At 65.4% G+C, this 21331-nt stretch carries 23 protein-coding genes; 10 read left to right on the top strand and 13 right to left on the bottom strand.

Annotated elements, in window-relative coordinates:
* Positions 1-104 precede the first annotated feature (104 nt).
* Positions 105-1079 carry an aldo/keto reductase gene (locus U5A65_RS08335; protein ID WP_321945989.1) on the top strand — a complete coding sequence of 325 codons (975 nt, stop codon included), beginning with the start codon at positions 105-107 and terminating at the stop codon, positions 1077-1079.
* On the opposite strand, the gene U5A65_RS08340 is transcribed toward U5A65_RS08335, so the two are convergent.
* Positions 1027-2559, bottom strand: a complete 1533-nt coding sequence (locus U5A65_RS08340) for a PLP-dependent aminotransferase family protein (protein WP_321945990.1) — start codon at positions 2557-2559, stop codon at positions 1027-1029. The two genes, U5A65_RS08335 and U5A65_RS08340, sit on opposite strands and share 53 nt — an antisense overlap.
* A 102-nt stretch (positions 2560-2661) precedes the next feature.
* Between U5A65_RS08340 and U5A65_RS08345 the strand changes: the two genes are divergently transcribed.
* Positions 2662-3126 (top strand): GNAT family N-acetyltransferase, encoded by a 465-nt coding sequence (locus U5A65_RS08345; RefSeq protein ID WP_321945991.1) that lies wholly within the window; start codon positions 2662-2664, stop codon positions 3124-3126.
* Between the two features lie 6 nt (positions 3127-3132).
* Here U5A65_RS08345 and U5A65_RS08350 read toward each other — a convergent pair whose 3' ends face one another.
* The 3 genes from U5A65_RS08350 to U5A65_RS08360 form a co-directional block, all read right to left on the bottom strand.
* The gene (locus U5A65_RS08350; RefSeq protein WP_321911658.1) at positions 3133-3714 is read right to left on the bottom strand and encodes a DUF3501 family protein; all 582 of its coding nucleotides are present in this window, start codon (positions 3712-3714) and stop codon (positions 3133-3135) included.
* Positions 3715-3753: 39 nt separating this feature from the next.
* Positions 3754-5091 (bottom strand): heterodisulfide reductase-related iron-sulfur binding cluster, encoded by a 1338-nt coding sequence (locus tag U5A65_RS08355; RefSeq protein ID WP_321945992.1) that lies wholly within the window; start codon positions 5089-5091, stop codon positions 3754-3756.
* A gap of 135 nt (positions 5092-5226) precedes the next feature.
* Positions 5227-5649 carry a rubrerythrin family protein gene (locus tag U5A65_RS08360; RefSeq protein WP_158760823.1) on the bottom strand — a complete coding sequence of 141 codons (423 nt, stop codon included), beginning with the start codon at positions 5647-5649 and terminating at the stop codon, positions 5227-5229.
* A gap of 307 nt (positions 5650-5956) precedes the next feature.
* On the opposite strand from U5A65_RS08360, the gene U5A65_RS08365 reads away from it, so the two are divergent.
* Both U5A65_RS08365 and U5A65_RS08370 read left to right on the top strand, forming a co-directional pair.
* Positions 5957-6316 carry a DUF3564 domain-containing protein gene (locus U5A65_RS08365; RefSeq protein WP_321911663.1) on the top strand — a complete coding sequence of 120 codons (360 nt, stop codon included), beginning with the start codon at positions 5957-5959 and terminating at the stop codon, positions 6314-6316.
* A gap of 255 nt (positions 6317-6571) precedes the next feature.
* Positions 6572-7360, top strand: a complete 789-nt coding sequence (locus U5A65_RS08370) for a DNA/RNA non-specific endonuclease (RefSeq protein ID WP_321934036.1) — start codon at positions 6572-6574, stop codon at positions 7358-7360.
* Between the two features lie 32 nt (positions 7361-7392).
* Here the strand turns inward: U5A65_RS08370 and U5A65_RS08375 are convergent, their stop codons facing one another.
* Positions 7393-7983, bottom strand: a complete 591-nt coding sequence (locus U5A65_RS08375) for a YSC84-related protein (RefSeq protein WP_321911667.1) — start codon at positions 7981-7983, stop codon at positions 7393-7395.
* A gap of 22 nt (positions 7984-8005) precedes the next feature.
* Positions 8006-8926 carry a peptidoglycan DD-metalloendopeptidase family protein gene (locus U5A65_RS08380; RefSeq protein WP_321945993.1) on the bottom strand — a complete coding sequence of 307 codons (921 nt, stop codon included), beginning with the start codon at positions 8924-8926 and terminating at the stop codon, positions 8006-8008.
* A gap of 390 nt (positions 8927-9316) precedes the next feature.
* Between U5A65_RS08380 and U5A65_RS08385 the strand changes: the two genes are divergently transcribed.
* Complete coding sequence (locus U5A65_RS08385; RefSeq protein ID WP_321934035.1) at positions 9317-9577, top strand: hypothetical protein; 261 nt, start codon at positions 9317-9319, stop codon at positions 9575-9577.
* Between the two features lie 22 nt (positions 9578-9599).
* Here U5A65_RS08385 and U5A65_RS08390 read toward each other — a convergent pair whose 3' ends face one another.
* From U5A65_RS08390 to U5A65_RS08400, 3 genes are all read right to left on the bottom strand, one after another.
* Complete coding sequence (locus U5A65_RS08390; RefSeq protein WP_321945994.1) at positions 9600-10841, bottom strand: dienelactone hydrolase family protein; 1242 nt, start codon at positions 10839-10841, stop codon at positions 9600-9602.
* Positions 10842-10920: 79 nt separating this feature from the next.
* On the bottom strand, positions 10921-11562 hold the full coding sequence (locus tag U5A65_RS08395; RefSeq protein WP_321945995.1) for an HAD family hydrolase: 642 nt from the start codon (positions 11560-11562) through the stop codon (positions 10921-10923).
* Between the two features lie 177 nt (positions 11563-11739).
* Complete coding sequence (locus U5A65_RS08400) at positions 11740-12471, bottom strand: Crp/Fnr family transcriptional regulator (RefSeq protein ID WP_321945996.1); 732 nt, start codon at positions 12469-12471, stop codon at positions 11740-11742.
* Positions 12472-12596: 125 nt separating this feature from the next.
* Here U5A65_RS08400 and U5A65_RS08405 point away from each other — a divergent pair, with 125 nt between their 5' ends.
* Positions 12597-13145, top strand: coding sequence for a DUF962 domain-containing protein (locus U5A65_RS08405; RefSeq protein WP_321945997.1), 549 nt, complete (start codon positions 12597-12599; stop codon positions 13143-13145).
* Between the two features lie 18 nt (positions 13146-13163).
* On the opposite strand, the gene rarD is transcribed toward U5A65_RS08405, so the two are convergent.
* Entirely contained in the window at positions 13164-14057 is an 894-nt protein-coding gene (rarD, locus tag U5A65_RS08410; protein ID WP_321911678.1) for an EamA family transporter RarD, read from the bottom strand.
* A gap of 472 nt (positions 14058-14529) precedes the next feature.
* Between rarD and egtD the strand changes: the two genes are divergently transcribed.
* Complete coding sequence (egtD, locus tag U5A65_RS08415) at positions 14530-15534, top strand: L-histidine N(alpha)-methyltransferase (protein ID WP_321934032.1); 1005 nt, start codon at positions 14530-14532, stop codon at positions 15532-15534.
* A 66-nt stretch (positions 15535-15600) separates the two neighbouring features.
* Here the strand turns inward: egtD and U5A65_RS08420 are convergent, their stop codons facing one another.
* On the bottom strand, positions 15601-15897 hold the full coding sequence (locus tag U5A65_RS08420; protein WP_158760811.1) for an acylphosphatase: 297 nt from the start codon (positions 15895-15897) through the stop codon (positions 15601-15603).
* Between the two features lie 128 nt (positions 15898-16025).
* Here U5A65_RS08420 and hpnA point away from each other — a divergent pair, with 128 nt between their 5' ends.
* Together hpnA and U5A65_RS08430 are read left to right on the top strand one after the other, a co-directional pair.
* Positions 16026-17048, top strand: a complete 1023-nt coding sequence (gene hpnA / locus U5A65_RS08425; RefSeq protein WP_321911684.1) for a hopanoid-associated sugar epimerase — start codon at positions 16026-16028, stop codon at positions 17046-17048.
* A 131-nt stretch (positions 17049-17179) separates the two neighbouring features.
* A complete protein-coding gene (locus U5A65_RS08430) occupies positions 17180-17851 on the top strand; it encodes a hypothetical protein (protein WP_321945998.1) in 672 nt (223 codons plus the stop codon).
* 68 nt (positions 17852-17919) lie between these two features.
* On the opposite strand, the gene U5A65_RS08435 is transcribed toward U5A65_RS08430, so the two are convergent.
* Both U5A65_RS08435 and hpnC read right to left on the bottom strand, forming a co-directional pair.
* Entirely contained in the window at positions 17920-19098 is a 1179-nt protein-coding gene (locus U5A65_RS08435; RefSeq protein ID WP_321934029.1) for a glycosyltransferase, read from the bottom strand.
* Positions 19095-19964: a squalene synthase HpnC gene (gene hpnC, locus U5A65_RS08440; protein ID WP_321945999.1), complete on the bottom strand. Its 870-nt coding sequence runs from the start codon at positions 19962-19964 to the stop codon at positions 19095-19097. The genes U5A65_RS08435 and hpnC overlap by 4 nt, the downstream gene beginning before the upstream one ends.
* A 421-nt stretch (positions 19965-20385) precedes the next feature.
* Between hpnC and ispH the strand changes: the two genes are divergently transcribed.
* Positions 20386-21330, top strand: a complete 945-nt coding sequence (gene ispH / locus U5A65_RS08445) for a 4-hydroxy-3-methylbut-2-enyl diphosphate reductase (protein WP_158760806.1) — start codon at positions 20386-20388, stop codon at positions 21328-21330.
* The last annotated feature ends 1 nt before the right edge of the window (position 21331 follow it).

Genomic DNA, 21331 nt, shown 5'->3' on the forward strand with positions numbered 1-21331 from the left:
CTGCACGTTCTCCCCGCCTGTTATACCCTTGCGAAAGTCCGCCGCGCTCGCGCGGCGCACGCACTTCTTCTGCTTGAATCGCCTTTTCGCCAGGAGCAACAGCAATGGATTACGTCAGGTTCGGCTCGACAGGGCTGCAGGTTTCGCGTCTTTGCCTCGGTTGCATGACTTACGGCGTGCCCGAGCGCGGCACGCACCCATGGACGCTCGGCGAAGAAGCCAGCCGTCCGCTCATCCGCCAGGCGCTCGACGCCGGCATCAACTTCTTCGACACCGCGAACACGTACTCGGACGGCACCTCTGAGGAGATCGTCGGGCGTGCGCTGCGCGACTTCGTCAAGCGCGACGACATCGTGCTTGCCACGAAGGTGTACAACCGCATGCGTCCCGGTCCGAACGGCCAGGGCCTGTCGCGCAAGGCCATCCTCACGGAAATCGATCATAGTCTCAAGCGCCTGGGCACCGATTATGTCGATCTCTATCAGATCCATCGCTGGGACTACGACACGCCGATCGAAGAAACGCTCGAAGCGCTGCACGACGTGGTGAAGGCAGGCAAGGCGCGCTACATCGGCGCTTCGTCCATGCACGCGTGGCAGTTCAGCAAGGCGCTCTACACGTCGCGCCTGCACGGCTGGACCGAGTTCGTGAGCATGCAGGACCACGTGAACCTGCTCTACCGCGAGGAAGAGCGCGAAATGCTGCCGCTGTGCGCCGATCAGGGCATTGCCGTGATGCCGTGGAGCCCGCTCGCGCGCGGCCGCCTCACGCGCGACTGGAACGAAACGAGCGAACGCGAGGCAACCGACAAGTTCGGCAAGACGCTCTACGGCGCCGACGCGGATAAAGCGATTATCGCTGCGGTCGCAACCATCGCGCGTACGCACAACGTCTCGCGCGCACAGGTCGCGCTCGCGTGGCTGCTCCACAAGCCCGGCATCACTTCGCCGATCATCGGCGCCTCGAAGCCGCAGCATCTCGAAGACGCCATCGCCGCCCTCTCGCTCAAGCTCTCCAGCGAAGAGATCAAGACGCTTGAAGCGCCTTATCTGCCTCATGTGATCGCGGGTCATCAGTAAGCGGCGAGGCCGCTGCCAGACGTTCGCGCACAATGCGCGCGAGCGTCTGCATGAGCGTGTCGGCAACGTACGGCGGCGTTTCCGCATAGCCGAGCAGGAAGCCGTTGTAGCGCGTGGCGTCCGGGGCATCGACGCAATACGCACTCAATGGCGAGAGATGCAACCCCTGTGCGCGCGCCGCTTCACTCACCTCGGCGTCGCTGAGCGGCACGTCGAGACGCACGCTCAAATGCATGCCGCCCGCGTCCGCCGACACCGTCATCATGCCGTCCAGATGTTTGTCGATTGCCGCGACGAGGCCGTCGCGGCGCTCTTCGTAAAGCTTGCGCATGCGCCGCAAGTGGCGCGCGTAGCGCCCGCTTTCGATGAATTCCGCCAGCGCCAGTTGCTCCGCCACGCGACCCTGGCGCATGAGCGTGTGATGCGCCTGCGCGAATTGCGCCGCCACACGCTGCGGCACGATCATGAAGCCGATGCGCAGGGCCGGAAAGAGCGTCTTGCTGAACGTGCCGAGATAGATCACGGGTGCGTCGTCGGCCAGGCCCTGGATCGACGGCAGCGGCGGTCCATCGTGGCGCAGCTCGCTGTCGTAGTCGTCTTCGACGATCCACGCGCCGCACGCACGCGCCTGCTCGATCAGCGCGAGCCGCCGCTCGAGGCTCAGCACGCAGCCAAGCGGATACTGGTGCGACGGCGTGAGATAAACGAGGCGCGGCGGCCGCTCACGCCAGTCTTCGGCGCGGGCCGCCATGCCCGCCGCATCCACGCTCATCGGCACGAGCTGCAGGCCCGCAGCGGCAAACGCCACGCGCGCGCCGAGATAGCCGGGATTTTCGATCCACGCGCGCTCGCCCTCGTCCGCGAAGAGACGCGCGCACAAGTCGAGGCTCGACTGCGTGCCGTCCGTGACGAACACCTGGCCGGGCTGGCAGCGCACGCCGCGTGACACCCGCACATATTGCGCAATGGCCTGGCGCAGCGCAGGCATGCCCGCACTGTCGCCATAACCGAGGTCATGCGCACGCAACTCGCGCAGCGCGCGCTCGACGGCGGCGCGCCATTGCGCGTACGGAAACGCGTCGAGCGCGGGCACGCCCGGGCGCAGCGCCTTGGGACCGTCGCGGCCCATGCGGCGCGGCGGCAGGTTGCGCACGCGGCGCGCGAGCGCAGGCGCAGGATCTTCGCGCAGCGCGGACTGCGCAGGCGTTGCCGCCGCAGTGGCATTGACCGCGTTGACGACCGAGCCGTGGCGCGTAGCGCTGACAAAGCCCTCTTCCACGAGCCGCTCGTACGCATAGAGCACCGAATTGCGCGCAATGCCGAGTTGCTCTGCGAGCGCACGGCTCGACGCGAGGCGCGTGCCGCGGCCAATGTCGCCGTCGAGAATCGCGCGGCGCAGGCTCTCGTAAAGCAGGTCCTGCTGCGTGAGCTTGCGCACGGCGCGCTTCGCATAGGCCGCCATCATCAACGCGTAGTCCAATCCCGTGGCTCCATAGTTTTCGATTTCGGTGGGACTAACAATGGTGCCACAAGTCGCTTACGCTTGGGGGTTTGGGCAAGCCTGCAAACGAGGAGACAACGCATGACCGACACGACGCTTCAAGTCCGCGCCGTCGCACCCGACGATTTCGACGCATGGCTGCCGCTATGGGACGGCTATAACCGCTTTTACGGCCGCTTCGAAGCAACCGCGCTGCCGGAGCACATCACGCTCACAACGTGGTCGCGCTTCTTCGACGGCTACGAGCCCATGCACGCGTTCATCGCCGTGCGCGGCGAGCGCGTGCTCGGTCTTGTGCATTTCATCTATCACCGCAACACGATTCTGGAAGGGCCGATCTGCTATTTGCAGGATCTCTTCACCGTGGAGGATGCGCGCGGCCAGGGCGTGGGCCGCGCGCTGATCGAAGCCGTGTATGCGCACGCGAAGGCGTCGAATTCATCGCGCGTGTACTGGCACACGCACGAGACGAATCACACGGCAATGCGGCTTTACGACGACGTGGCCGTGAAGCCTGGCTTCGTCATGTACCGCAAGGACGTTTGAAGCACCTCAGGCTAGATCCTTGAGCAGCGAGGCGCGCACTTCACCGTCGATGGTCTGCGTCGGCACGCGGTAATTCGGATGATCGCAGCCTATCGTGAGCGCGGCGCCTTCGCGCAGCCGCGTTTTCATCTGCGGCGTGAGTTCGAAACGCACGAAGTGCACCGCCGAGGTCTTTTCAGCGTTTTCGCGTTCGAGGTCTTCGTCGGCGATCGCGTAGACGGGCGGCTCGCCTTCCACCTGAACGAACACCTTGTCCTCGATGCCGATGAGCCGCGCGAGCGCCGCGCGCCGCTCGACTTCGCTTTCATATTCGAGCTGCATGGTCGCCTTCAGGTTGCCGCCGTCGGGCACGAGCGGCAGATAGGCCGCGAGTTCGCCCTGAATGCCGTCTTCGTCGAAGATCTTTTCGATGTGCAGCATCTCCTGGATCTGATAGCGGATCGTGGTTTCGTCCTCGAACAGGAACGTGAGGTGATTGCCGAGCGGCACCGCGCGCTGCTTCTTGTGTTCGATGATGCGTTTGCGCATATCGCCCCGCACGCGGGCGTAGGCTTCCAGCGTCAACAACGAATTTCTCGCGATCGTCATGAGTCGTGCCTCGTGTAGGTTGCGTGTTTGCGCCGGGGCCTAGATGCCATAGGCGCGGCGCAGCAGGGTAATGGGGTGCGCGAGCGGCGGCTCGCCGAGCTGGTTCTCTTCCATGCCCTGCGCAATGTGATGCCCCGCAAGCTGGCAATCGGACGAGATGAAGTTGGGCTGGGCCTGACCCATCTGCTTGAATACGGGCGTGCCGATCTTCATCGACATGGCGTGGAATTCCTTCTTCACGCCGAACGTCCCGGCGTGGCCCGAACAGCGCTCGACCACCGTCACTTTCGTTTCCGGCACGAGCGAAAGCAGGTCGAAGGTCTTGCGGCCAATGTTCTGCACGCGCGCGTGACACGGCACGTGATACGACACGTTGCCAAGCGGCGCGCGGAAATCGGTCTTCAGCAGGCCGTCGCGATGACGTGCCACGAGATACTCGAACGGGTCCCAGAACGCGTCGCTCACGGCTTTCGTATTGGCGTCGTCGGGGAACATCAGCGGTAGTTCGTGCTTGTACATGAGCACACAGCTCGGCACCGCGCCGATCAGCGCGTAACCGTCGCGCGCGTAACGCGCGAGCATCGGCATGTTCTGCGACTGCTTGTGCGCCACGCCCTCCAGATTGCCCTGCTCCAGCAGCGGCATGCCGCAGCACCATTCGCTCTTCACCAGTTCGTAGTGAATCTCGTTGTGGTCGAGCACCGCGAGCAGATCGTGGCCAATGCCGGGCTCGTTGAAATTCACGTAGCAGGTCGCGTAAATGGCGACCTTGCCCGGCGTGCGCTCGCCGTCGCGCACCTCGCTCGATGCCGCGCGTTTTGCAACGTTACGAAACTTGTGCGTCGCGAAGTCGGGCAGCCACGCTTTGCGATCGACGCCCAGCATGTCTTCCATCGCGCCACGCATCGCCTTCGTGTGGTTGATCGCATTGACTGTTTGCGTGACGACCGGAATGCCGGCGATCTGACCGAGTGCGTCGGTGTTCGAAAGCACGCGGTCGCGCAGCTTCACTTCGCCCTTGCGGTAGTGAACCGCTTTGGCCCGCAGCATGAGATGCGGAAAGTCCACATTCCACGGATGCGGCGGCACATAGGGGCACTTCGTCATGTAGCAGAGATCGCACAGATAGCACTGGTCGACGACCTTGTCGAACGACGCCTTGTCGACGTCGTGCGCTTCGCCGCTCTCGGTTTCGTCGACGAGATCGAATAGCGCCGGAAACGCACCGCATAACGACACGCAGCGCCGGCAGCCCGCACAGATATCGAACACGCGCGCGAGTTCCGTATCGAGCTGGCCCTGGTCGTAAAAAGCGTCGGAGCGCCAGTCGAGCGGATGGCGCGTGGGCGCTTCGAGACTGCCTTCCTTGTGGGGCATGACGTCTCCTTCTTTTATTTATCAGCCAAATACGCGGCCGGGCGAGCGCGCGCGTACGCGCGCCGGTGCTTGCCCGGCACGCGAAACAAAAAGCGCGCGCGTCATGGATGCGTGCCGGGAAGCACGCGTCGATGCTCAATCCGCCAGCACTTCCAGCGCCTTCGTATAGCGGTTGGCGTGACTGCGCTCCGCCTTGGCTAGTGTCTCGAACCAGTTCGCGATTTCGTCGAAGCCTTCGTCGCGCGCGACCTTGGCCATGCCGGGGTACATGTCGGTGTATTCATGCGTTTCGCCTGCAATCGCCGCCTGCAGATTCAAACGCGAGCTGCCGAACGGCAGCCCGGTGGCCGGATCGCCTACCGCTTCCAGATATTCGAGGTGGCCGTGCGCGTGGCCGGTTTCGCCTTCGGCGGTCGAGCGAAACAGCGCCGCGACATCGTTTTGTCCTTCTACGTCGGCCTTGGCTGCGAAATACAGATAACGGCGGTTGGCCTGTGATTCACCGGCGAATGCATCCTTGAGGTTCTGTTCCGTCTTCGAGCCCTTTAGCTGTGACATCTGTGCCTCCATGGTTCGACCTGAAATGTGGGGACGCGACGCAATTCGCCTTCGTGCAATGCAGCATGGGTGGGCGACTCCGCCGCACTATTAATCTAGGTTGCGGCGTTTGCGTTCCCAATTGTGAATTTCAATCCTCGCGATAGCGTAGCCGGGTTTACTCGGGCACCCACCTGCATAAACGGGGCCAGTCCAGGCACGCGTCGTGCGCGCGACGATCTGTCCTGCACTCTTCACTTTGCGTGCGAGCGGAGTCGTCCTAGACTTTGAATTTGCCGACGCACCCGATCAACTTTGCGGAGATGCCATGCGACTTACGATCCTGATCAACGGTTCCGATCCGACCGTCAATCACGACTATGCAGTGCTTTGGCTCGACACCGACCAGCAACGCTGGTCCCGCGAGTCTCATGAAGGGATCGACCTGCCAGAATGGGGTGAATTGCGCGACGTGAATGGTGTCACGTCGCTATGCGCGCCGCTCGAAAACGAGCCGCTGTGCACGCTACGCGGTCTGCACGTGAATCGCCGCCAGGAAATCAGTTCCGCACACGGCGACGCGACCTGGTCGTGCGAATCCTCACACTCGCCGATGGAAGGCCAATGGCGCCTCCAGGCGGTGGACCGCCAGATGGTCCACGCCGAGCATTCGCTTTTTGCAGGCTGAATGGTGGTTGATGACGTAATCGATTGAATGCAGGCGGCATCATTTGCCGCCGCGCTCCTCGCGCAGCAACGCAACGCTGCCGCGCTCATTGCATCTGATTCTGTTTCACGTCTTGCTTGCGCCCGCCCACCCGGCGGGCGCGCGTTTTTTTGCGCCGCGCTTTCCTCCCGCCTTCAAGTGCGTCCATGCGCCCGCTATACTTTCAGCCCGCTTTATCGCCCGCTCGATACCACCCCGTTCCCGCCAGCCCCCTAGATGAAGAAGCTGTTCGCCTCACTGATTTCCTCGCTGGTGCTCGCCGCCGCCAGCCACGCTTACGCCGCGCCGGCCTGTTCGCAATTCGTGCCCGGCGGCCAGTTCCCGACGCTCACGAATCAACGCATGGCGCCGAAGACGCGCATGCTTTGCTACTCGGATTTCGTCGTGCTGCATTCGGGCGTCACGCACGGTCCGCTGTGGTCCGCCGAGCATCTCACGCGCGATCACCTCGAAGCCGCGAAGGACATGACGCGCACGAACCGCTTTTTCGAAGACGACCGCCTGCCCGAAGGTGAAGGCGCGACGCTCGCCGACTACAAGCGCAGCGGTTTCGACCGCGGCCACATGAGCCCGGCAGGCAACCGCTGGAATGCGCAGGCGATGGCGGAATCGTTTTCGCTCGCCAATATCGTTCCGCAGAATCGCGACAATAATCAGCGCCTCTGGGCGCATATCGAAACCGCCGTACGCAAGCTCGCATCGAAGTATGGCGAAGCTTATGTCGTGACCGGCCCGCTCTTCACGGGCGCGCAGTTGCAGACCATCGGCGCGACGCGCGTGCTCGTCCCCACGCAGATCTTCAAGGTCGTGTACGTGCCTTCGCAGCAGCTCGCGTTCGCCATCGTCGCCGACAATACGGCTGTCGACCGCTATGACGTGCGCTCGGTGCGCGACCTCGAAGCGCAGAGCGGCATTGCGTTCCCGGGTATTCCGGCGGATGTCGCGGCGAAGGAAAAGGTCTCGTTCAACGGCCGCGGCTTTGCCGTGAGCAAATGGGGCTGGTAACTGGGTAAGGCGGTGGCGGCGCTGCTGAAGCGCTAGATATCGAGCCGCGAGACTTTCGAGCCTTCCAGCGAAACGCCCGCCATCAAGCCGCCGTTCGTCAGCACGAACGCTTCGATGGGATTCACCGCCGTCGAGGTATCGATCTTGCCGTTGGCGCCCATTTTCACGAGCGCGACGGTGGCATCCGCGCCCGCGCTCCAGCCGCTGCTGCGCTTGAAGCGGTCGAGTGAGGAGCGCGTCATGAACGCATAAACGACGGCGCGCGACTGTGCCCCGATCTGGGCGCCGAACGAGCCGCCCATCGTCGTGAAGTAGCCCAGCGTGCGGCCTTCCACGCGCAGCGCGCCGCGTCCGTATTCGGCGCCAATCACGAAACCCGCGCCTACGACTTCTGGGAACACGAGCACGCCACGCGCCTTGGCAATGAGTTCACGCGCGCCCGGCACGGTGCGATAAAGGCGTGCGAGTGTTTCGTCGATGCCCGTGTCGATCTCACGGCGCGCAACGGCATTCTCGGTAGCGGGATCGGCATCGGCGGACCCCGAGGTCGTCGTGCAGCCCGCGCTCGCCGCGAGCCATCCGGCAATGGCCAGCGAGCCGGTGAGGAATTCCCTTCTCTTCATCTTGATTCGGTATCCTGCGTAATTATTGAGGTGCCTTGGGCAACTGTGCGAGCGGATCGACGGGCTTGCCGTTCTCGCGCACCTCGAACATGAGGGTGGAGATGCCAGCGCCGTCCGTGCCGCTCACGGCAATCGCCTGGCCCTGCTTCACCGCGTCGCCCTCCTTCACGAGCAGCCTGGCGTTGCGCCCGTAGGCCGTGACTAGACGCGCGTCGTGCTTCACGATAACGAGCTTGCCGTACGCCTGCATGCCACTCCCGGCATAGACCACGCGCCCCGACGCCGCTGCTTTCACCTGTTGGCCCGGCGGCCCGGCGATCACCACACCCTTCGATTTCCCCTTGAAGGGCTGCGCAACGCTGCCCTCGATCGGCCAGATGAAACGGGCGTTGCTGCGCGCGGCGGCGGGCTTCGGTGTGACGGCGGGCGGCGCGCTCGCTGCGGTGGCCGTTGCGGTTGCGGGCGTGGCTGCCGGTTTGGTCGCTTGCGCGGCGGAAGGCTTCGCGGGCGTAATCGCGGGCGCGACGGTGGTTGCTGCGGTGGCCGCGGGCGGCGCAACGCGCAAGAGCTGCCCCACCTGGACCTTTCCGTCGGCGGGCAGCTTGTTCCAGCTCACGAGGTCGGCCGGGCGCTGGCCCGAGGCTTTCGCGATGTGATAGAGCGTGTCGCCCGACTTCACGCGATACAAGCCGGAGGGGTTCGCCTCGGCCGCAGCGGGCTTCGCAGGCAACGTCGAAGCGGCAACCGCCGGAGGCGGCACGGCGGTCGTCGTGACGCCGGTGTCCGCGGCCGTTCCGGCCTCGTCGCTTGCTGCGGTACGCCACGGCGTGATCGTGCAGCCGCTCAATGTGAATTCAAGCGCGATGGCTAATGCGAGCGTCGCCCCGACTGCGACGCGCGAGGCCGTGGCGCGCTGCGTGGCCTCTTGATGCTGGCCGCGCATCGTCAGGCCTGCGGAGCGGCGTTGTCCGCCGTGTCCGCTCCCGCATTTTCAGATACCTTATCCAGAATTCCCATCGATGACTCCCTTGCTCGCACTGAAACAGACCGTCCGCGCTTGCGGGCGCGGGTGCGTCATCATCGTTGGTTTGCCTGTGGATGCCGTGGTTTAGCGCGAGCGAATTGACCTGCATCAGCGCGCGCGGCGTGTATGCGTGTGGCTTTGACATTGACGTGACAAGTCCGCCACAAACTTAGGCAGAAAAGACGAAGCGACAGACAGGAATCGATGAAGAGAATTGAAGGTGGCGCGTCAGGCTCCCTATAATGCGGGCCCCGACATCGCGCCGCTACCAGGGGGCGCGCCCCCGTCACGCAGAAGGAGGATCAAACGGTGTTCGACCCATACGCAAACGACAGCGACGTGCTCAACGTACAAGGCGACGCACTCACGCTCACGAACGGCACGACGCGCGTGACGCTTGCCGGCACGCTGGAGCTTACGCGCGACAAGCGCGGCCTCACTGCCGCACTGGCGCTAAAGGCGGCGCTCGACGACGTCGTGAAGAAACTGCAGGCCGAGCCGCACCTGCCCGCGAAGGTCGCCGACGAGCCGGACGAGAAGCCCGGCGTCGTCGACAATCCGTTCAATTGATAACACTTACGCGCAGCGCGCGTTAGAACGGCTTGCCTTCGCTCTCGCTCCAGGCGCGCGCCATGAGCGTGTTCGAGGGCAGCGTTTCGTCGAGCAGCTTCTTCGCGCTTTGCGCGCCCACGATCGGCAGGCCGGTGGGATCGATCGCGCCGATCTGCGCGAGCACCGAGGCCTGGTCCCAGTAGATGTGCTCGTTATAGAGCTTGTTGCCGCGAAAGCAGATCACCGCAAGCATCGGCACTTCGAAGTATTTTCCCGTGGGCGCGAGGCCCGGCAGCAGCCAGTCGATTTCGCGGTCGTGCGTGCAGCAGAAGATGAACTCGTCCACCACGCGGTCCGAGCCGATCGTGCGCGAGATCGGGATCAGGCGCGTGTCTTCCGGGTTCGAATGCACGAAGTGGTGCGTGTAGAAGCGCTTGAGCTCGTCGTGACCCACCCCGCCCGTCATCGTGGGAATGTGGTTGACGTAGGGTTGCGCGACCATCGTCGGCATCACGTCGCTCGGGTTGCGCGCGACGAACTCGTGATAGCAGTGCTCTTCCCACAACGCGTTGAAGTCGTAGATCGGGCCAAGCACGCGGCGCAGCATGGCGAGCGTGCGCGAGTACGCCATCATCGTAGCCGGCTTGTTGTACTGCGGGCGGGCCGGCGAAGCGAACGCGTGATCGCAGCCCGGGTACGTATACAGCTCGACGCCCGGCTTGTCCGAGAGCGCCGCTGCAATGCGTTCGCGCGCGGCGGCGTCGCAGTAGGCGTCGTCGGCGCCGAAGTGCAGCATGAGCGGGCGCGTGATGCGCGCGGCTTCGTCCAGATTGTTTTCGAGCCCCACGGCGTAGTAGCCGATCGCGCAATCGACATCGGTGCGCGTCGCGCTCAGGTACGCGAGCTTGCCGCCCAGGCAGAAACCCACCGTGCCGACCTTGCCGCGATGCTGCGGATGCGCGCGCAGCGCGGCGAGCGTTTGCGCCACGTCTTGCATCGCGAGGTCGACATCGAAGCGCTCGTAGAGCGAGAACGCCTTTTGCGCGTCGGCGCCTTCGTAGCCGAGATCGACGTTCGGCTCCAGACGCCAGAACAGGTCCGGCACCATCACGACGTAGCCTTCCTCGGCGTAGCGGTCGGCGAGCGCGCGCATGTAGCCGTTGACGCCGAAGATCTCCTGCAGCAGCACGAGGCCGGGACCGCTGCCCTCGGGCGGCAGCGCCGTGTAGGCGCGAAATTCGCCGCCGTCATGCGACTTCACCTGGGTCCATTGTCCGTTCATTGGTGTGTCTCCTCCGTTCGTCCTGGTTAGTTGCGCTAGGTTAGCGTCGATCTCGCGCCGATGCAGCGCGCCGAACCCTTCACGCCGTGTCGAAGCCGCCCGCCGCCGCGAGCGGCGGCAACGCCGACTCGCCGCGTATCCACGCGTACTGTGCAAGTTCGGCCATTTCCTTGTCGCCGCGGCTGTCGCCATAAGCGTAGAGCGTGGCGGGCGCATGCTTGCCCCACCACGCGCGCAGTCGCGCGACCTTTTCCGGGCCCCAGCAGTTGTTGCCCGCCAGACGGCCCGTATACACGCTATCGCGCCATTCGAGCTCGCTCGAAAGCACGGTGTCGATGCCGACCGTCTTTGCCCAGATGCGCAGATAGATCGACGGCGACGCACTCACGAGCACGACCTCGTGCCCGAGCGCCTGGTGTTCGGCCACGCGCGCGAGCATTTCGGGGCGCAGCAGCGCGGGCAGACGGCGCTCGACGAAGCGCTGCGCAGCGGCTTCGAGCGCCTCGCGCCGCACGGGCCCCATGGCGGCGTACAGGAAGCGCGCCTTGGTCGGCCCGCGCGGCGACCAGCCGAGCGGAACGCCGATCAGCGAAGGCAGGCAGCGCAGCGCGGCGGCAGCGAAGCGGGCGGGGCCGGCGGCGTCGAGCATGAAGGCGCGAAAGCTGTCGGTCGTGGTGATGGTGCCATCAAAGTCGAATGCGGCGATGACGCGGTCGTTCATGAAGCGATATCAGCAGTGCGTGGAAGAGAAAGGCGACGCGGCCGGGCGCGCCGAACGCGCGTCATTGTCGGCGCAAACGCGATGTGGCTGCAAACGAAGTGCGAGTGCTCCGTTGATATTGATGTAATTCATCAATGTGAATCGATATGGACGCGTATTGATGCTGAAATATTGGCATCACTGTGCTTGTGTCGCGAGGCCCGCGGCATCGACGATCTCGATTTCGCCGTAGCGCAACGCGAGCCACCCTTCGCGCTCGAACTGGCGCAGGATCTGGTTCACGGTTTGCCGCGAGAGCGCGAGCATCAGCGCGAGATCCTCCTGCGGCACGTTGATCACGAGGCGCGAGCGCGCCGCGCCGTGCGCGGCAGCCGCCTCCCCGTATTCGTTCGAGAGCAGTAGTAACCGGCGCGCCACGCGCGCGGAAGCACCCAGCAGCGCGCTTTCCTCAATGGCGTCGAACGCCAGCCGCAGCTTTTGCGCGAGCAGCAAGCCGAACGCGTGCCAGTATGCAGGCGTTGCGTCGAGCAGCGCCACGAGCGCCGCGCGCGGCACGTGAAAGAGCGTGGCGTCGCGCTCGGCGTAGGCGTCGTGCGTGCGCGCGCCGCCGTCGAAGAGCGTGATCTCGCCGAACCAGTGTGCGGGCCCAACCACGGCGAGCAGCGCCTCGCGGCCCGCCACGCTTGCCGCCCCCACGCGCACCGCGCCTTCCAGCACGCAGTAAATGCCGTCGTCCGGGTCGCCGCGCATGAAGAGACGCTCGCCTGCCTGCAGCGTGCGCACGCGCCCTGCCGCGCGCAGCGCGTCGCGCAACGGTGCGGGCGCGCCGCGGAACCACGCGCTGCGCTCGAGCGCGGCGACAGCGGACGGTGAACTGGCGGTGGTTGGCGGGGTGGAACGTGAAGGCATCGGGGCAGGTCAAGCGGGCCAGGCGGCCCACAAAAAGCGGCGCAATCGGCGCAATTGTCGGCTAGCCGAAGGTTTGCGCCCGTAAGCCCGACGATCATAATGATTTTGGAGACAGAGAGACACCCATGCGTAACCTGACCGAGCAACTCACCCAGTACGCGGCGTATCACCGCGACGCGCGCAACATCGGTACGCATTTCGTCGGCATTCCGCTCATCGTGCTCGCGCTTGCGGTGCTGCTTTCGCGCCCGGCAATCGCGCTCGCGGCGTTTGGCCTCCCGGTTCCGGTGTCGCCTGCGTGGCTGCTGTTCGGCGCTGCAACGATCTACTACCTCGTGCTGGACGTGCCGCTCGGACTCATGATGGCGGTCGTCTCCGCCGCGTGCGTGGCGTTCGGCGCATGGCTCGCGCAGCAAGGCACCGCCACGTGGCTAGCCGGCGGCGTGGGCCTGTTCGTGGTTGGCTGGATCTTCCAGTTCGTCGGGCACATTGCGTGGGAGCATCGCAAGCCGGCCTTCGTCGACGATCTCATCGGCCTCATCATCGGCCCGCTTTTCGTGCTCGCCGAAGCGCTGTTCAGCTTCGGCTGGCGCCCGCAGCTGCGTGCGGCTATCGAGGCGAAGGTGGGACCTACGCGCATCAACCCGCCGCGCGCTCAGGAAGCGCGGCAGTGACCGGCCGTTGAGCGAGCCTCAGCGCTCGAACCGTATGAGCCGCGCCGCGTGCACCGCCGTGAGCGCGACGGCGAGCCAGATCGGCACGTAAGTCCCGAGCTGGCGCATGCCGAGATGCTCGCCCAGCAGCGTGACCGAAACGATGACGAGGAGCACCGGCTCGACATAGCCGAGGATGCCGAAGAGCGCCATCGGCAGCAGACGGCTCGCTTTCAGGTATGACGCAAGCGCGACGGTGCTGAGCACGCCGAGTCCGGGCAGCAGCACGAAGGCGAGAAACTTGTGCGCGTCGAGCAGCGCGAGCGAGCCGCCCGCACGCACTTCGAGCACCGCCACCGGCACGAGCAGCAGCATCTCCACGGCAAAGGTGACGAGCGAGTCCGCGTGAATCTTGCGGCGCAGCACGAAATACGGCGGATAGCCGAACGCGACGAGCAGCGTGGGCCAGGAGAACGCGTGCGTGGCCCACAACTCGTGCGCCACGCCCACGGCGGCGCACGCCACGGCGAGCCATTGCAGCGGTTCGAGGCGCTCGTGATAGTAAAAGCGCCCCACCAGCACCATGATGAGCGGCAGCAGAAAGTAGCCGAGCGACACCTCCAGCATGCGTCCGTGTAGCGGCGCCCACAGAAACACCCACAGCTGCGAGCCCAGCAGCGCGGCGCTCGCCACCAGCGCGAGCGCGGTGCGCGGCTCTCGCACCATGCGCGCGACGAGCGCACGCAATTGCGGCGCGCGCTGGCGCAGCACCAGCAGGGCCAGCGCGCCAGGCGCGGTCCAGATCACGCGCCACGCGAAAATATCGAGGCCGCCGAGCGGCGCGAGCAGGAGCGTGTACGCCGACATCAGCGCGAACAGCGCCGAAGCGCCCACGGAAAGCGCAATACCGCGCCCGGGTTCGTACTGGTTCATCGGAACACGCGGGTAAGGAAAGCAAAAGCGGAGAGATCGCGAGCGGCGCGGCGCGTAAATTTCGCGCGCGCGGGTAAAAACGTTGTCATTTGAATTGGCTATTGAATAAGGCGCGGGCCGGCGTTGCCGTCGGCGAGACCGCATTCTAGTCGCGTTTTGACGCCGGCAGGCGGCGCAAACCCGTGCCGGACAAGGCGGGCACATGCCGTGCGCGCTTGCGGGCCAGGCACTGGCCGAGGAATTTAGTCCGGCAGATCGCGCAACGATGGACTAGAACGTAAGTCTCGCCATGCCAGCCCGCCAGCGCCTTGACTGGCTGGCATTCGCGGCTGGAATTCGCTTCGACGAGCGAGATTTCACCGGGGCCGCTGGAGCCGCGCCTCGCTTGTCCCAGAGCGCCACGCCTTCGCCGGTCGCCGCGATTCACGCTTCACGACGCCGTCCCTAACGTCCAACGCCCCCTGGAGCCCGCATGCTACGTTCTGCGCCCCGCCCCGCCGTTGTCGACCCCGCCCGCGCATTCGCCCTTTCCCCCGCCGCCAGCACATTCGCCGCCGAAGTGCGTGCGGGTTTGACGCGCTCGCCGCAAAAGGAATTGCCTTCGAAATATTTGTATGACGAAGTCGGCTCGGCCCTCTTCGAAGTCATCACCGTGCTGCCCGAGTACGGCGTCACGCGCAGCGAAGAGCGTCTGCTCACGCGCTACGCGGCCGAGATCGTCGAGGCGCTGCCCTCCGACGTGAAAGTCGCCGAACTCGGCAGCGGCAGCGGCCGCAAGACGCGCCGCATTCTCGAAGCGCTGTGCCGCAGGCGCCCAACGTCCTACTGCCCGATCGAGATTTCGCGCACCGCCCTGCAGCTATGCCGGCGCGAACTCGCCGATATCGAGCGCATTTCGATCGTCGGTTACGAGCGCGACTATCTCGCTGGTTTATCCGAGGTGAGCCGCCAGCGCAAAGAAGGCGAGCAACTGCTCGTGCTCTTTCTCGGCAGCACGATTGGCAACTTCGCGCGCCTTGCGGCCACGCGCTTCCTGCGCGACATCCGCGCGATGCTGCGCCCCGGCGACACGCTCTTGCTCGGCACCGACCTCGTGAAGCCCGTCGATACGCTGATCGCCGCCTACGACGACGCCATTGGCGCGACGGCCGCGTTCAACCTGAACCTGCTTGCGCGCATCAACCGCGAACTGGACGGCGACTTCGACCTGCGCGACTTCGAGCACGTCGCGCGCTTCAATCCGGACGTGCGCAGCATCGAGATGCATCTGCGCGCGAAGCGCGACGTGCACGCCGAGGTGCACGCGGCGAATCTCGCCGTCGAGATCGGTGCAGGCGAGACGATCTGGACCGAGAGCAGCCACAAGTACCACGCCGATGAAATCCCGGCGATCGCCGCCGACGCGGGCTTCGCATGCACGCGCCAGTGGGTCGAGAAGGAATGGGGATTCGCGGAGAGCCTGCTCGCCGTGAAGTAAGCGGCGCCGGGAACGAAAAAGCGGTGCGCCAGTTACCTGGCGCACCGCTTTTTTATTGCGCGATTCTCAGTGTTGCTCGAAGCGTTCGTAACGTTTTTCGGTCACACGCTCCTCGCTTTCCACCGAACTCACGCGTGCGGCCGGCGGCCCGTGGCGCAGCCACGAAAGCATGCGGTCCACCTGGTTCGCCGTGCCCTGGATCACGGCTTCGACCGAGCCGTCCTCCATGTTCGCGACGTAGCCGCGAATGCGCAGCGCGTGCGCCTGGCGCACTGTCGCGTGACGAAAACCCACGCCCTGCACCGTCCCGCGCACGCGCACGTAGTACGTTTCGAGGCGCGTATCCAGATCCGGTTCGCTCATTGTTCGTTTCTCCATGCATGCTTTACGGTCGGCATTGTAGACGCCAACGCGCACACGCGCCGGGCTCGCGCCACGTACAATCCGTGCCACGCCGCAGCGCCATCACCGAACATGGAAACGACCCTGTAATGACCGACACCTCCCGAGCCAACCGCGATCTCGTCCTGATCACCGGCGCGTCCGGCTTCGTCGGCTCGGCCGTCGCCCGCATCGCGCAGGAAAAGGGCTTTGCCGTGCGCGTGCTGGTGCGCGCGACGAGCCCGCGCAAGAACCTCGAAGCGCTCGACGCCGAGATCGTCACCGGCGACATGCGCGACGCCGCCTCCATGCGCCAGGCCCTGGCCGGTGTGCGCTACCTCTTTCATGTGGCCGCCGACTATCGCCTGTGGGCGCCCGATCCGCACGAAATCGAACGCGCCAACCTCGAAGGCGCCGAAGCCACCATGCGCGCGGCGCTCGACGCGGGCGTGGAGCGCATCGTCTATACGAGCAGCGTGGCCACGCTCAAGGTCACGAGCTCGGGCAACTCCGCCGACGAAACCTCGCCGCTCACCCCCGAGCAGGCCATTGGCGTGTACAAGCGCAGCAAGGTGCTGTCCGAGCGCGCCGTGGAGCGCATGATCGAGCGCGACGGCCTGCCCGCCGTGATCGTCAATCCGTCCACGCCCATCGGCCCGCGCGACGTGAAACCCACGCCCACGGGCCGCATCATTGTCGAAGCGGCGACGGGCAAGATCCCCGCCTTCGTCGACACCGGCCTGAATCTCGCGCACGTGGACGACGTGGCGAACGGCCACTTCCTCGCGCTGGAGCGCGGGCGCATTGGCGAGCGCTATATCCTCGGCGGGGAGAATCTGCCGCTGCAGCAGATGCTCGCCGACATCGCCGGCATGGTGGGCCGCAAACCGCCGACGATCGCGCTGCCGCGCTGGCCGCTCTATCCGCTTGCGATGGGCGCGGAAGCCGTGGCGCGCTTCACGAAGCGCGAGCCGTTCGTGACCGTCGACGCACTCAAGATGTCGAAAAACAAGATGTATTTCACATCGGCGAAGGCGGAGCGCGAGCTCGGTTATCGCGCGCGGCCGTATCGCGAAGGCTTGAAGGATGCGCTCGCGTGGTTCCGCGAAGCGGGATACCTGAACGCGAAATAAGCGCGAAATGAACGCGAAATGAGCCAGGCTGAGGAAACTGTTACAACTTTTCTTGCAACATGCGTACAACGCCTGAAGGGCAATGCGCGTGAGCTACGGGTAGAATCGCGGGTCTTACCTGAGAAGCTCGCATGAATCTTCAAGACCAGATTGGCGTGCTCGAAGCGGGCGTCGATCAGCTCCTTCAGGCCGCCGCCGCCGCGCACGCACCGCGCGCCGATGAACGCGCCGCCGCAGTTCCCCAGCAGGAATCTCCCGTTGCAAGCAGCGAAGCGGAGCAAGCCGTCGCTGAGCAGCCGCAAACCGTTGCCGTCGAGACGGCCGCGGTTGATGCTGACCGCCATGCCGACGCCGCCGCGCCCGCGGCCGCAGAAACCGTTGAAGCCGTTGAAGCTGCAAGTGCAACCGTGACCGAAACCGCCGAAGCCATCGAACCCGCTGCCGAGGCGGCCAACGAAGCGACGAACGCTGCGCCCGCGCAGCCCGAACTGCACGTTGCGCGCCCGTCGCAGAACGAGATCACGCTGACGATCGGCGGCCAGACGGTGACGCTCAACGCGCTGCAGGTCGGCCAGATGATCGAGGAGCTGTCGAACGCGCGCGCCTCGATGCAGCCCGAACCGCCGCCGGGCATTCCGCAAGGCTGGCGTTTCGCATCGACGAAGAATCCGATGATGGCCGTGCAGAAACAATCCAACGGCGACCGCCTGCTGGTGTTGCGCCACACGGGCCACGGCTGGGTGCCGTTCACGTTCTCGCCCGATATCGCCGTGCAGATGTACATGATGCTCACACAGCGCTAACGCGCGGGCGGACACCGTCAAAACAAAAAAGCCGTCGGAAGCGACGGCTTTTTTCATTTGCAGGCCCTTTAACGCCCCTGCACCGGCGCCTGCACGCGCGCCTTCCACTGACCGCCCTTGCCCCGCCAGAAGCGCCAGGCCGAAGCGAACGTCGCGCCTACATAGAACAGCGCGACGAGCGGCAGGAACGGCGCCCACAGCGGCGAGCGCCGGTAGTAGGCGAGCATGGGAGAGTAGGCGCAACACATCAGCGCCCAGGCAATCCACGCGGGCCAGCCCTTCGGCCCGAGCACGAGCGCGACCACGGGCGGCGCGAGATAGATGATCGTCATGCCGAGCAGCGTGCCCGCGAGCTGCCACGCCGAGTAATGCAGCTGCGTGAACGCCGTGCGCGCGATCATGTTCCAGATGTCCTTCCACGAATCGTACGGGCGCAGCGACACGCTCTTCGCGGCGACGTCGAGCCGGATCGGATGATGCCCTTCGCCGCGATGCTTGATCCGCGCGGCCAGGCTGCAGTCGTCGATCAGCTCGGCGCGGATCGACTCGATGCCGCCAGCCTCTTCGAGCGCCTGGCGGCGCACCAGCATGCAGCCACCGGCCGCGGCCGCCGTGCGGTTCTTCGGGTTGTTGACCCACGAGAACGGGTAGAGCTTCGCGAAGAAGAACACGAACGCCGGGATCAGCGCCTTTTCCCAGAAGGAATCGCAGCGCAGCCGCACCATCAGCGAGACGAGGTCGCGGCCTTCGGCCTGCGCGCGCACCACAAGCTGCGCGAGCGCTTCGGGCGGATGGCCGATGTCGGCGTCGGTGAGGAGCAGGTAGTCCGCGGGCAGCTTGAGCGTGCGCACTGCCTCGATGCCCTGCGACTGCGCCCAGACCTTGCCCGACCAGCCTGCCGGCAGCGGCTTCGCCGTAATCACGCTGAGCTTTTCCGGGCACTGCAGCGCGAGCGCGGCGGCGCGGGCGGCTTCGGCCGTGCCGTCGGTGCTGTGGTCGTCGATCACGATGACGTGGAACTCGCCGCCGTAGTCCTGCTGGAGCAGCGAGCTGACGGCCTCGCCAATCGCGTCGGCCTCGTTGCGCGCCGGCACGACCGCGCACGCGGCAGGCCAACCGGCCGCGGGCTCGACGATCGGCAGCGGTGCGGCCGGGCGGGCGCGCCAGAAGCCGCCGCGCCCGAACAGCAGCACGAGCCAGATCAGCAGCGAGAGACAGGAAACGGCAAACAGAATGGTCGTAATCATGCGTTGTTACTCTCGATCGAAGGTGCGCGCACGCTCACGCGGCGCGACAGCCACATGGCCGCCGTGCGCAGGAGCACCACGGCCCAGTCGGGCGCGCGCAGCGCAGGCCGCGCGCGGAACACATCGTAGCCGCCGCGCTCGATGATTTCGAGCACGCGCAGTCCGCCATGCACGACGCTGCACAGCTCGAGGCCGAAGCGCCCCGGCACGCGCAGCGCGAGCGGCGCGCCGCTCAACATGAGCGAGCGCGCGCACGCCACCTCGTGCGCCATCAGCGCGCGCCAGGCGTCGTCCACCTTGCCGGCGGCGATCTGCGCTTCGGTCACGCCAAAGCGCTCGCGGTCGGCGAGCGGCAGGTAAATGCGGCCGCGCGCCCAGTCGGCGCTCACGTCCTGCAAGAACGTGACGAGCTGCAAGGCGGTGCAGATCGCGTCGGAATCGGCGAGATTGTCGGGCGTCGCTTCGTGGATCAGATGCAGCATCAGATGGCCGACCGGATTCGCCGAGCGCCGGCAAAAGTCCAGCAGCTCGAAGCGGTCGGCATAACGTGTGATGTCGATATCCTGGTCGAACGCCGCGACGAGATCGTAAAACGGTGCGAGCGGCAGGCGGCACTCGCGCACCACCTCGGCGAGCTTCGCGAACAGCATGGGATGGACGCGCGCCGGGCGGCCTTCGGCCACCGCGTTCAGGCCCTCGCGAAAATCGGCGAGGCGCATGTGGCGCTCTTCGGGGCTCCAGTCGCCTTCGTCCGCGATGTCATCGAGCGTGCGCGCGACGTGGTAGATCACGCCGACAGGCGCACGCAGCACCTTCGGCAGCAGTACGCGCGCTACCGGAAAATCGTCGTAGTGGTCGGGTTCCATCAAGGCGTCCAGAATGGGGTCGTATCTACGGGCACCATCCAGGCGACCCGCAGGACGCGATATTTTAAGGGTTCCCGGAGCATGTTGCACCGCGCAACGCCGACGCACCGGCTTCGCGTACCGTTCTGTGCGGCAGGCGCGACACGCTTTGCGCAGGCCGTGACGCATGCCGCAAGAGCGCCACGCGGGGGGCTTTTCGGGAAAAAATAGATGCGGCCCGGGCGCCACCGTCGCGCGCACGCAGCACCCGCGAGTGCGCTGCACAGCAAACGAAAGGCGAAGGGGTTAAAATGCGCGTCTAGTTTTTACTCCGTCACCCTTTGGCGGACTTTTTGCATCCTTAATAATTAGACAGCCGCCGGCGATCAGGTCATTTTTACCGATTCGCTCGCCTGACGCGGCAGTCGGAGTTCGCCACCTTATGCGAGTGATCCTTGCCCAACCCCGCGGCTTTTGCGCGGGGGTTGTCCGCGCCATCGAAATTGTCGATCGCGCACTGCAGAAACACGGCGCGCCGGTCTACGTGCGCCATGAAATCGTCCACAACCGTCACGTGGTCGAAAACCTGCGCAACAAGGGCGCGCGTTTCGTGGAAGAGCTCGACGAAGTGCCGGAAGGCGCCGTGGCGATCTTCAGTGCTCACGGCGTGGCCAAGACCGTGGAACGTGCCGCCGAGGAACGCGACCTCGACGTGCTCGACGCCACCTGCCCGCTCGTCACGAAGGTTCATGTGCAGGGCCGCCAGTATGTCGCGGCGGGCCGCACGCTGATCCTGATCGGCCATGCCGGTCACCCTGAAGTGGAAGGTACGATCGGCCAGATTCCCGGCACCGTGCTGCTCGTGCAGAGCGAAGCCGATGTTTCGAAGCTCGATCTGCCGCTCGATGCACCGCTCGCGTACGTGACGCAAACCACCCTTTCGGTGGACGACACGCGCGGCATCATCGACGCGTTGCTCGCGCGGTTCTCCGACATTGTCGGCCCGGACACGCGCGACATCTGCTACGCGACGCAGAACCGCCAGGCTGCGGTGCGCGAACTGTCTGATCAGGTGGACGTGCTGCTCGTCGTGGGCGCAACGAACAGCTCGAACTCGAATCGTCTGCGCGAAATCGGCAGCGAAACGGGTGTGCCGAGCTATCTCGTGGCCGACGGCTCGGAAGTGAAGTCCGAGTGGTTCGCCAATGTGCAAACGGTCGGCATCACGGCCGGCGCATCGGCGCCTGAAGAAATGGTTGAGAACGTAATTGACGCGCTGCGCGCGTTGGGGCCTGTCGAGGTGTCGACGATGGCGGGCCGTGAAGAAAAAGTCGAATTCAAGCTGCCGTCGAAGCTCTTGCAACCGCTCGTCGCGCGCGAAGTTTAAG

It is taken from the genome of Paraburkholderia sp. J10-1 (assembly GCF_905220165.1).
Taxonomy (GTDB): domain Bacteria; phylum Pseudomonadota; class Gammaproteobacteria; order Burkholderiales; family Burkholderiaceae; genus Paraburkholderia.

What these genes read in the sequence shown, in the direction of transcription:
- U5A65_RS08390 (WP_321945994.1), bottom strand. Translation starts at nt 10,841, where the DNA reads ATGAACGGACAATGGACCCAGGTGAAGTCGCATGACGGCGGCGAATTT.
- U5A65_RS08375 (WP_321911667.1), bottom strand. Translation starts at nt 7,983, where the DNA reads ATGAAGAGAAGGGAATTCCTCACCGGCTCGCTGGCCATTGCCGGATGG.
- U5A65_RS08360 (WP_158760823.1), bottom strand. Translation starts at nt 5,649, where the DNA reads ATGTCACAGCTAAAGGGCTCGAAGACGGAACAGAACCTCAAGGATGCA.
- U5A65_RS08355 (WP_321945992.1), bottom strand. Translation starts at nt 5,091, where the DNA reads ATGCCCCACAAGGAAGGCAGTCTCGAAGCGCCCACGCGCCATCCGCTC.
- U5A65_RS08435 (WP_321934029.1), bottom strand. Translation starts at nt 19,098, where the DNA reads ATGATTACGACCATTCTGTTTGCCGTTTCCTGTCTCTCGCTGCTGATC.
- U5A65_RS08400 (WP_321945996.1), bottom strand. Translation starts at nt 12,471, where the DNA reads ATGCCTTCACGTTCCACCCCGCCAACCACCGCCAGTTCACCGTCCGCT.
- U5A65_RS08370 (WP_321934036.1), top strand. Translation starts at nt 6,572, where the DNA reads ATGAAGAAGCTGTTCGCCTCACTGATTTCCTCGCTGGTGCTCGCCGCC.
- U5A65_RS08345 (WP_321945991.1), top strand. Translation starts at nt 2,662, where the DNA reads ATGACCGACACGACGCTTCAAGTCCGCGCCGTCGCACCCGACGATTTC.
- hpnA (WP_321911684.1), top strand. Translation starts at nt 16,026, where the DNA reads ATGACCGACACCTCCCGAGCCAACCGCGATCTCGTCCTGATCACCGGC.
- U5A65_RS08335 (WP_321945989.1), top strand. Translation starts at nt 105, where the DNA reads ATGGATTACGTCAGGTTCGGCTCGACAGGGCTGCAGGTTTCGCGTCTT.
- U5A65_RS08395 (WP_321945995.1), bottom strand. Translation starts at nt 11,562, where the DNA reads ATGAACGACCGCGTCATCGCCGCATTCGACTTTGATGGCACCATCACC.
- egtD (WP_321934032.1), top strand. Translation starts at nt 14,530, where the DNA reads ATGCTACGTTCTGCGCCCCGCCCCGCCGTTGTCGACCCCGCCCGCGCA.
- U5A65_RS08430 (WP_321945998.1), top strand. Translation starts at nt 17,180, where the DNA reads ATGAATCTTCAAGACCAGATTGGCGTGCTCGAAGCGGGCGTCGATCAG.
- rarD (WP_321911678.1), bottom strand. Translation starts at nt 14,057, where the DNA reads ATGAACCAGTACGAACCCGGGCGCGGTATTGCGCTTTCCGTGGGCGCT.
- hpnC (WP_321945999.1), bottom strand. Translation starts at nt 19,964, where the DNA reads ATGGAACCCGACCACTACGACGATTTTCCGGTAGCGCGCGTACTGCTG.
- U5A65_RS08420 (WP_158760811.1), bottom strand. Translation starts at nt 15,897, where the DNA reads ATGAGCGAACCGGATCTGGATACGCGCCTCGAAACGTACTACGTGCGC.
- U5A65_RS08380 (WP_321945993.1), bottom strand. Translation starts at nt 8,926, where the DNA reads ATGCGCGGCCAGCATCAAGAGGCCACGCAGCGCGCCACGGCCTCGCGC.
- U5A65_RS08350 (WP_321911658.1), bottom strand. Translation starts at nt 3,714, where the DNA reads ATGACGATCGCGAGAAATTCGTTGTTGACGCTGGAAGCCTACGCCCGC.
- U5A65_RS08365 (WP_321911663.1), top strand. Translation starts at nt 5,957, where the DNA reads ATGCGACTTACGATCCTGATCAACGGTTCCGATCCGACCGTCAATCAC.
- U5A65_RS08405 (WP_321945997.1), top strand. Translation starts at nt 12,597, where the DNA reads ATGCGTAACCTGACCGAGCAACTCACCCAGTACGCGGCGTATCACCGC.
- ispH (WP_158760806.1), top strand. Translation starts at nt 20,386, where the DNA reads ATGCGAGTGATCCTTGCCCAACCCCGCGGCTTTTGCGCGGGGGTTGTC.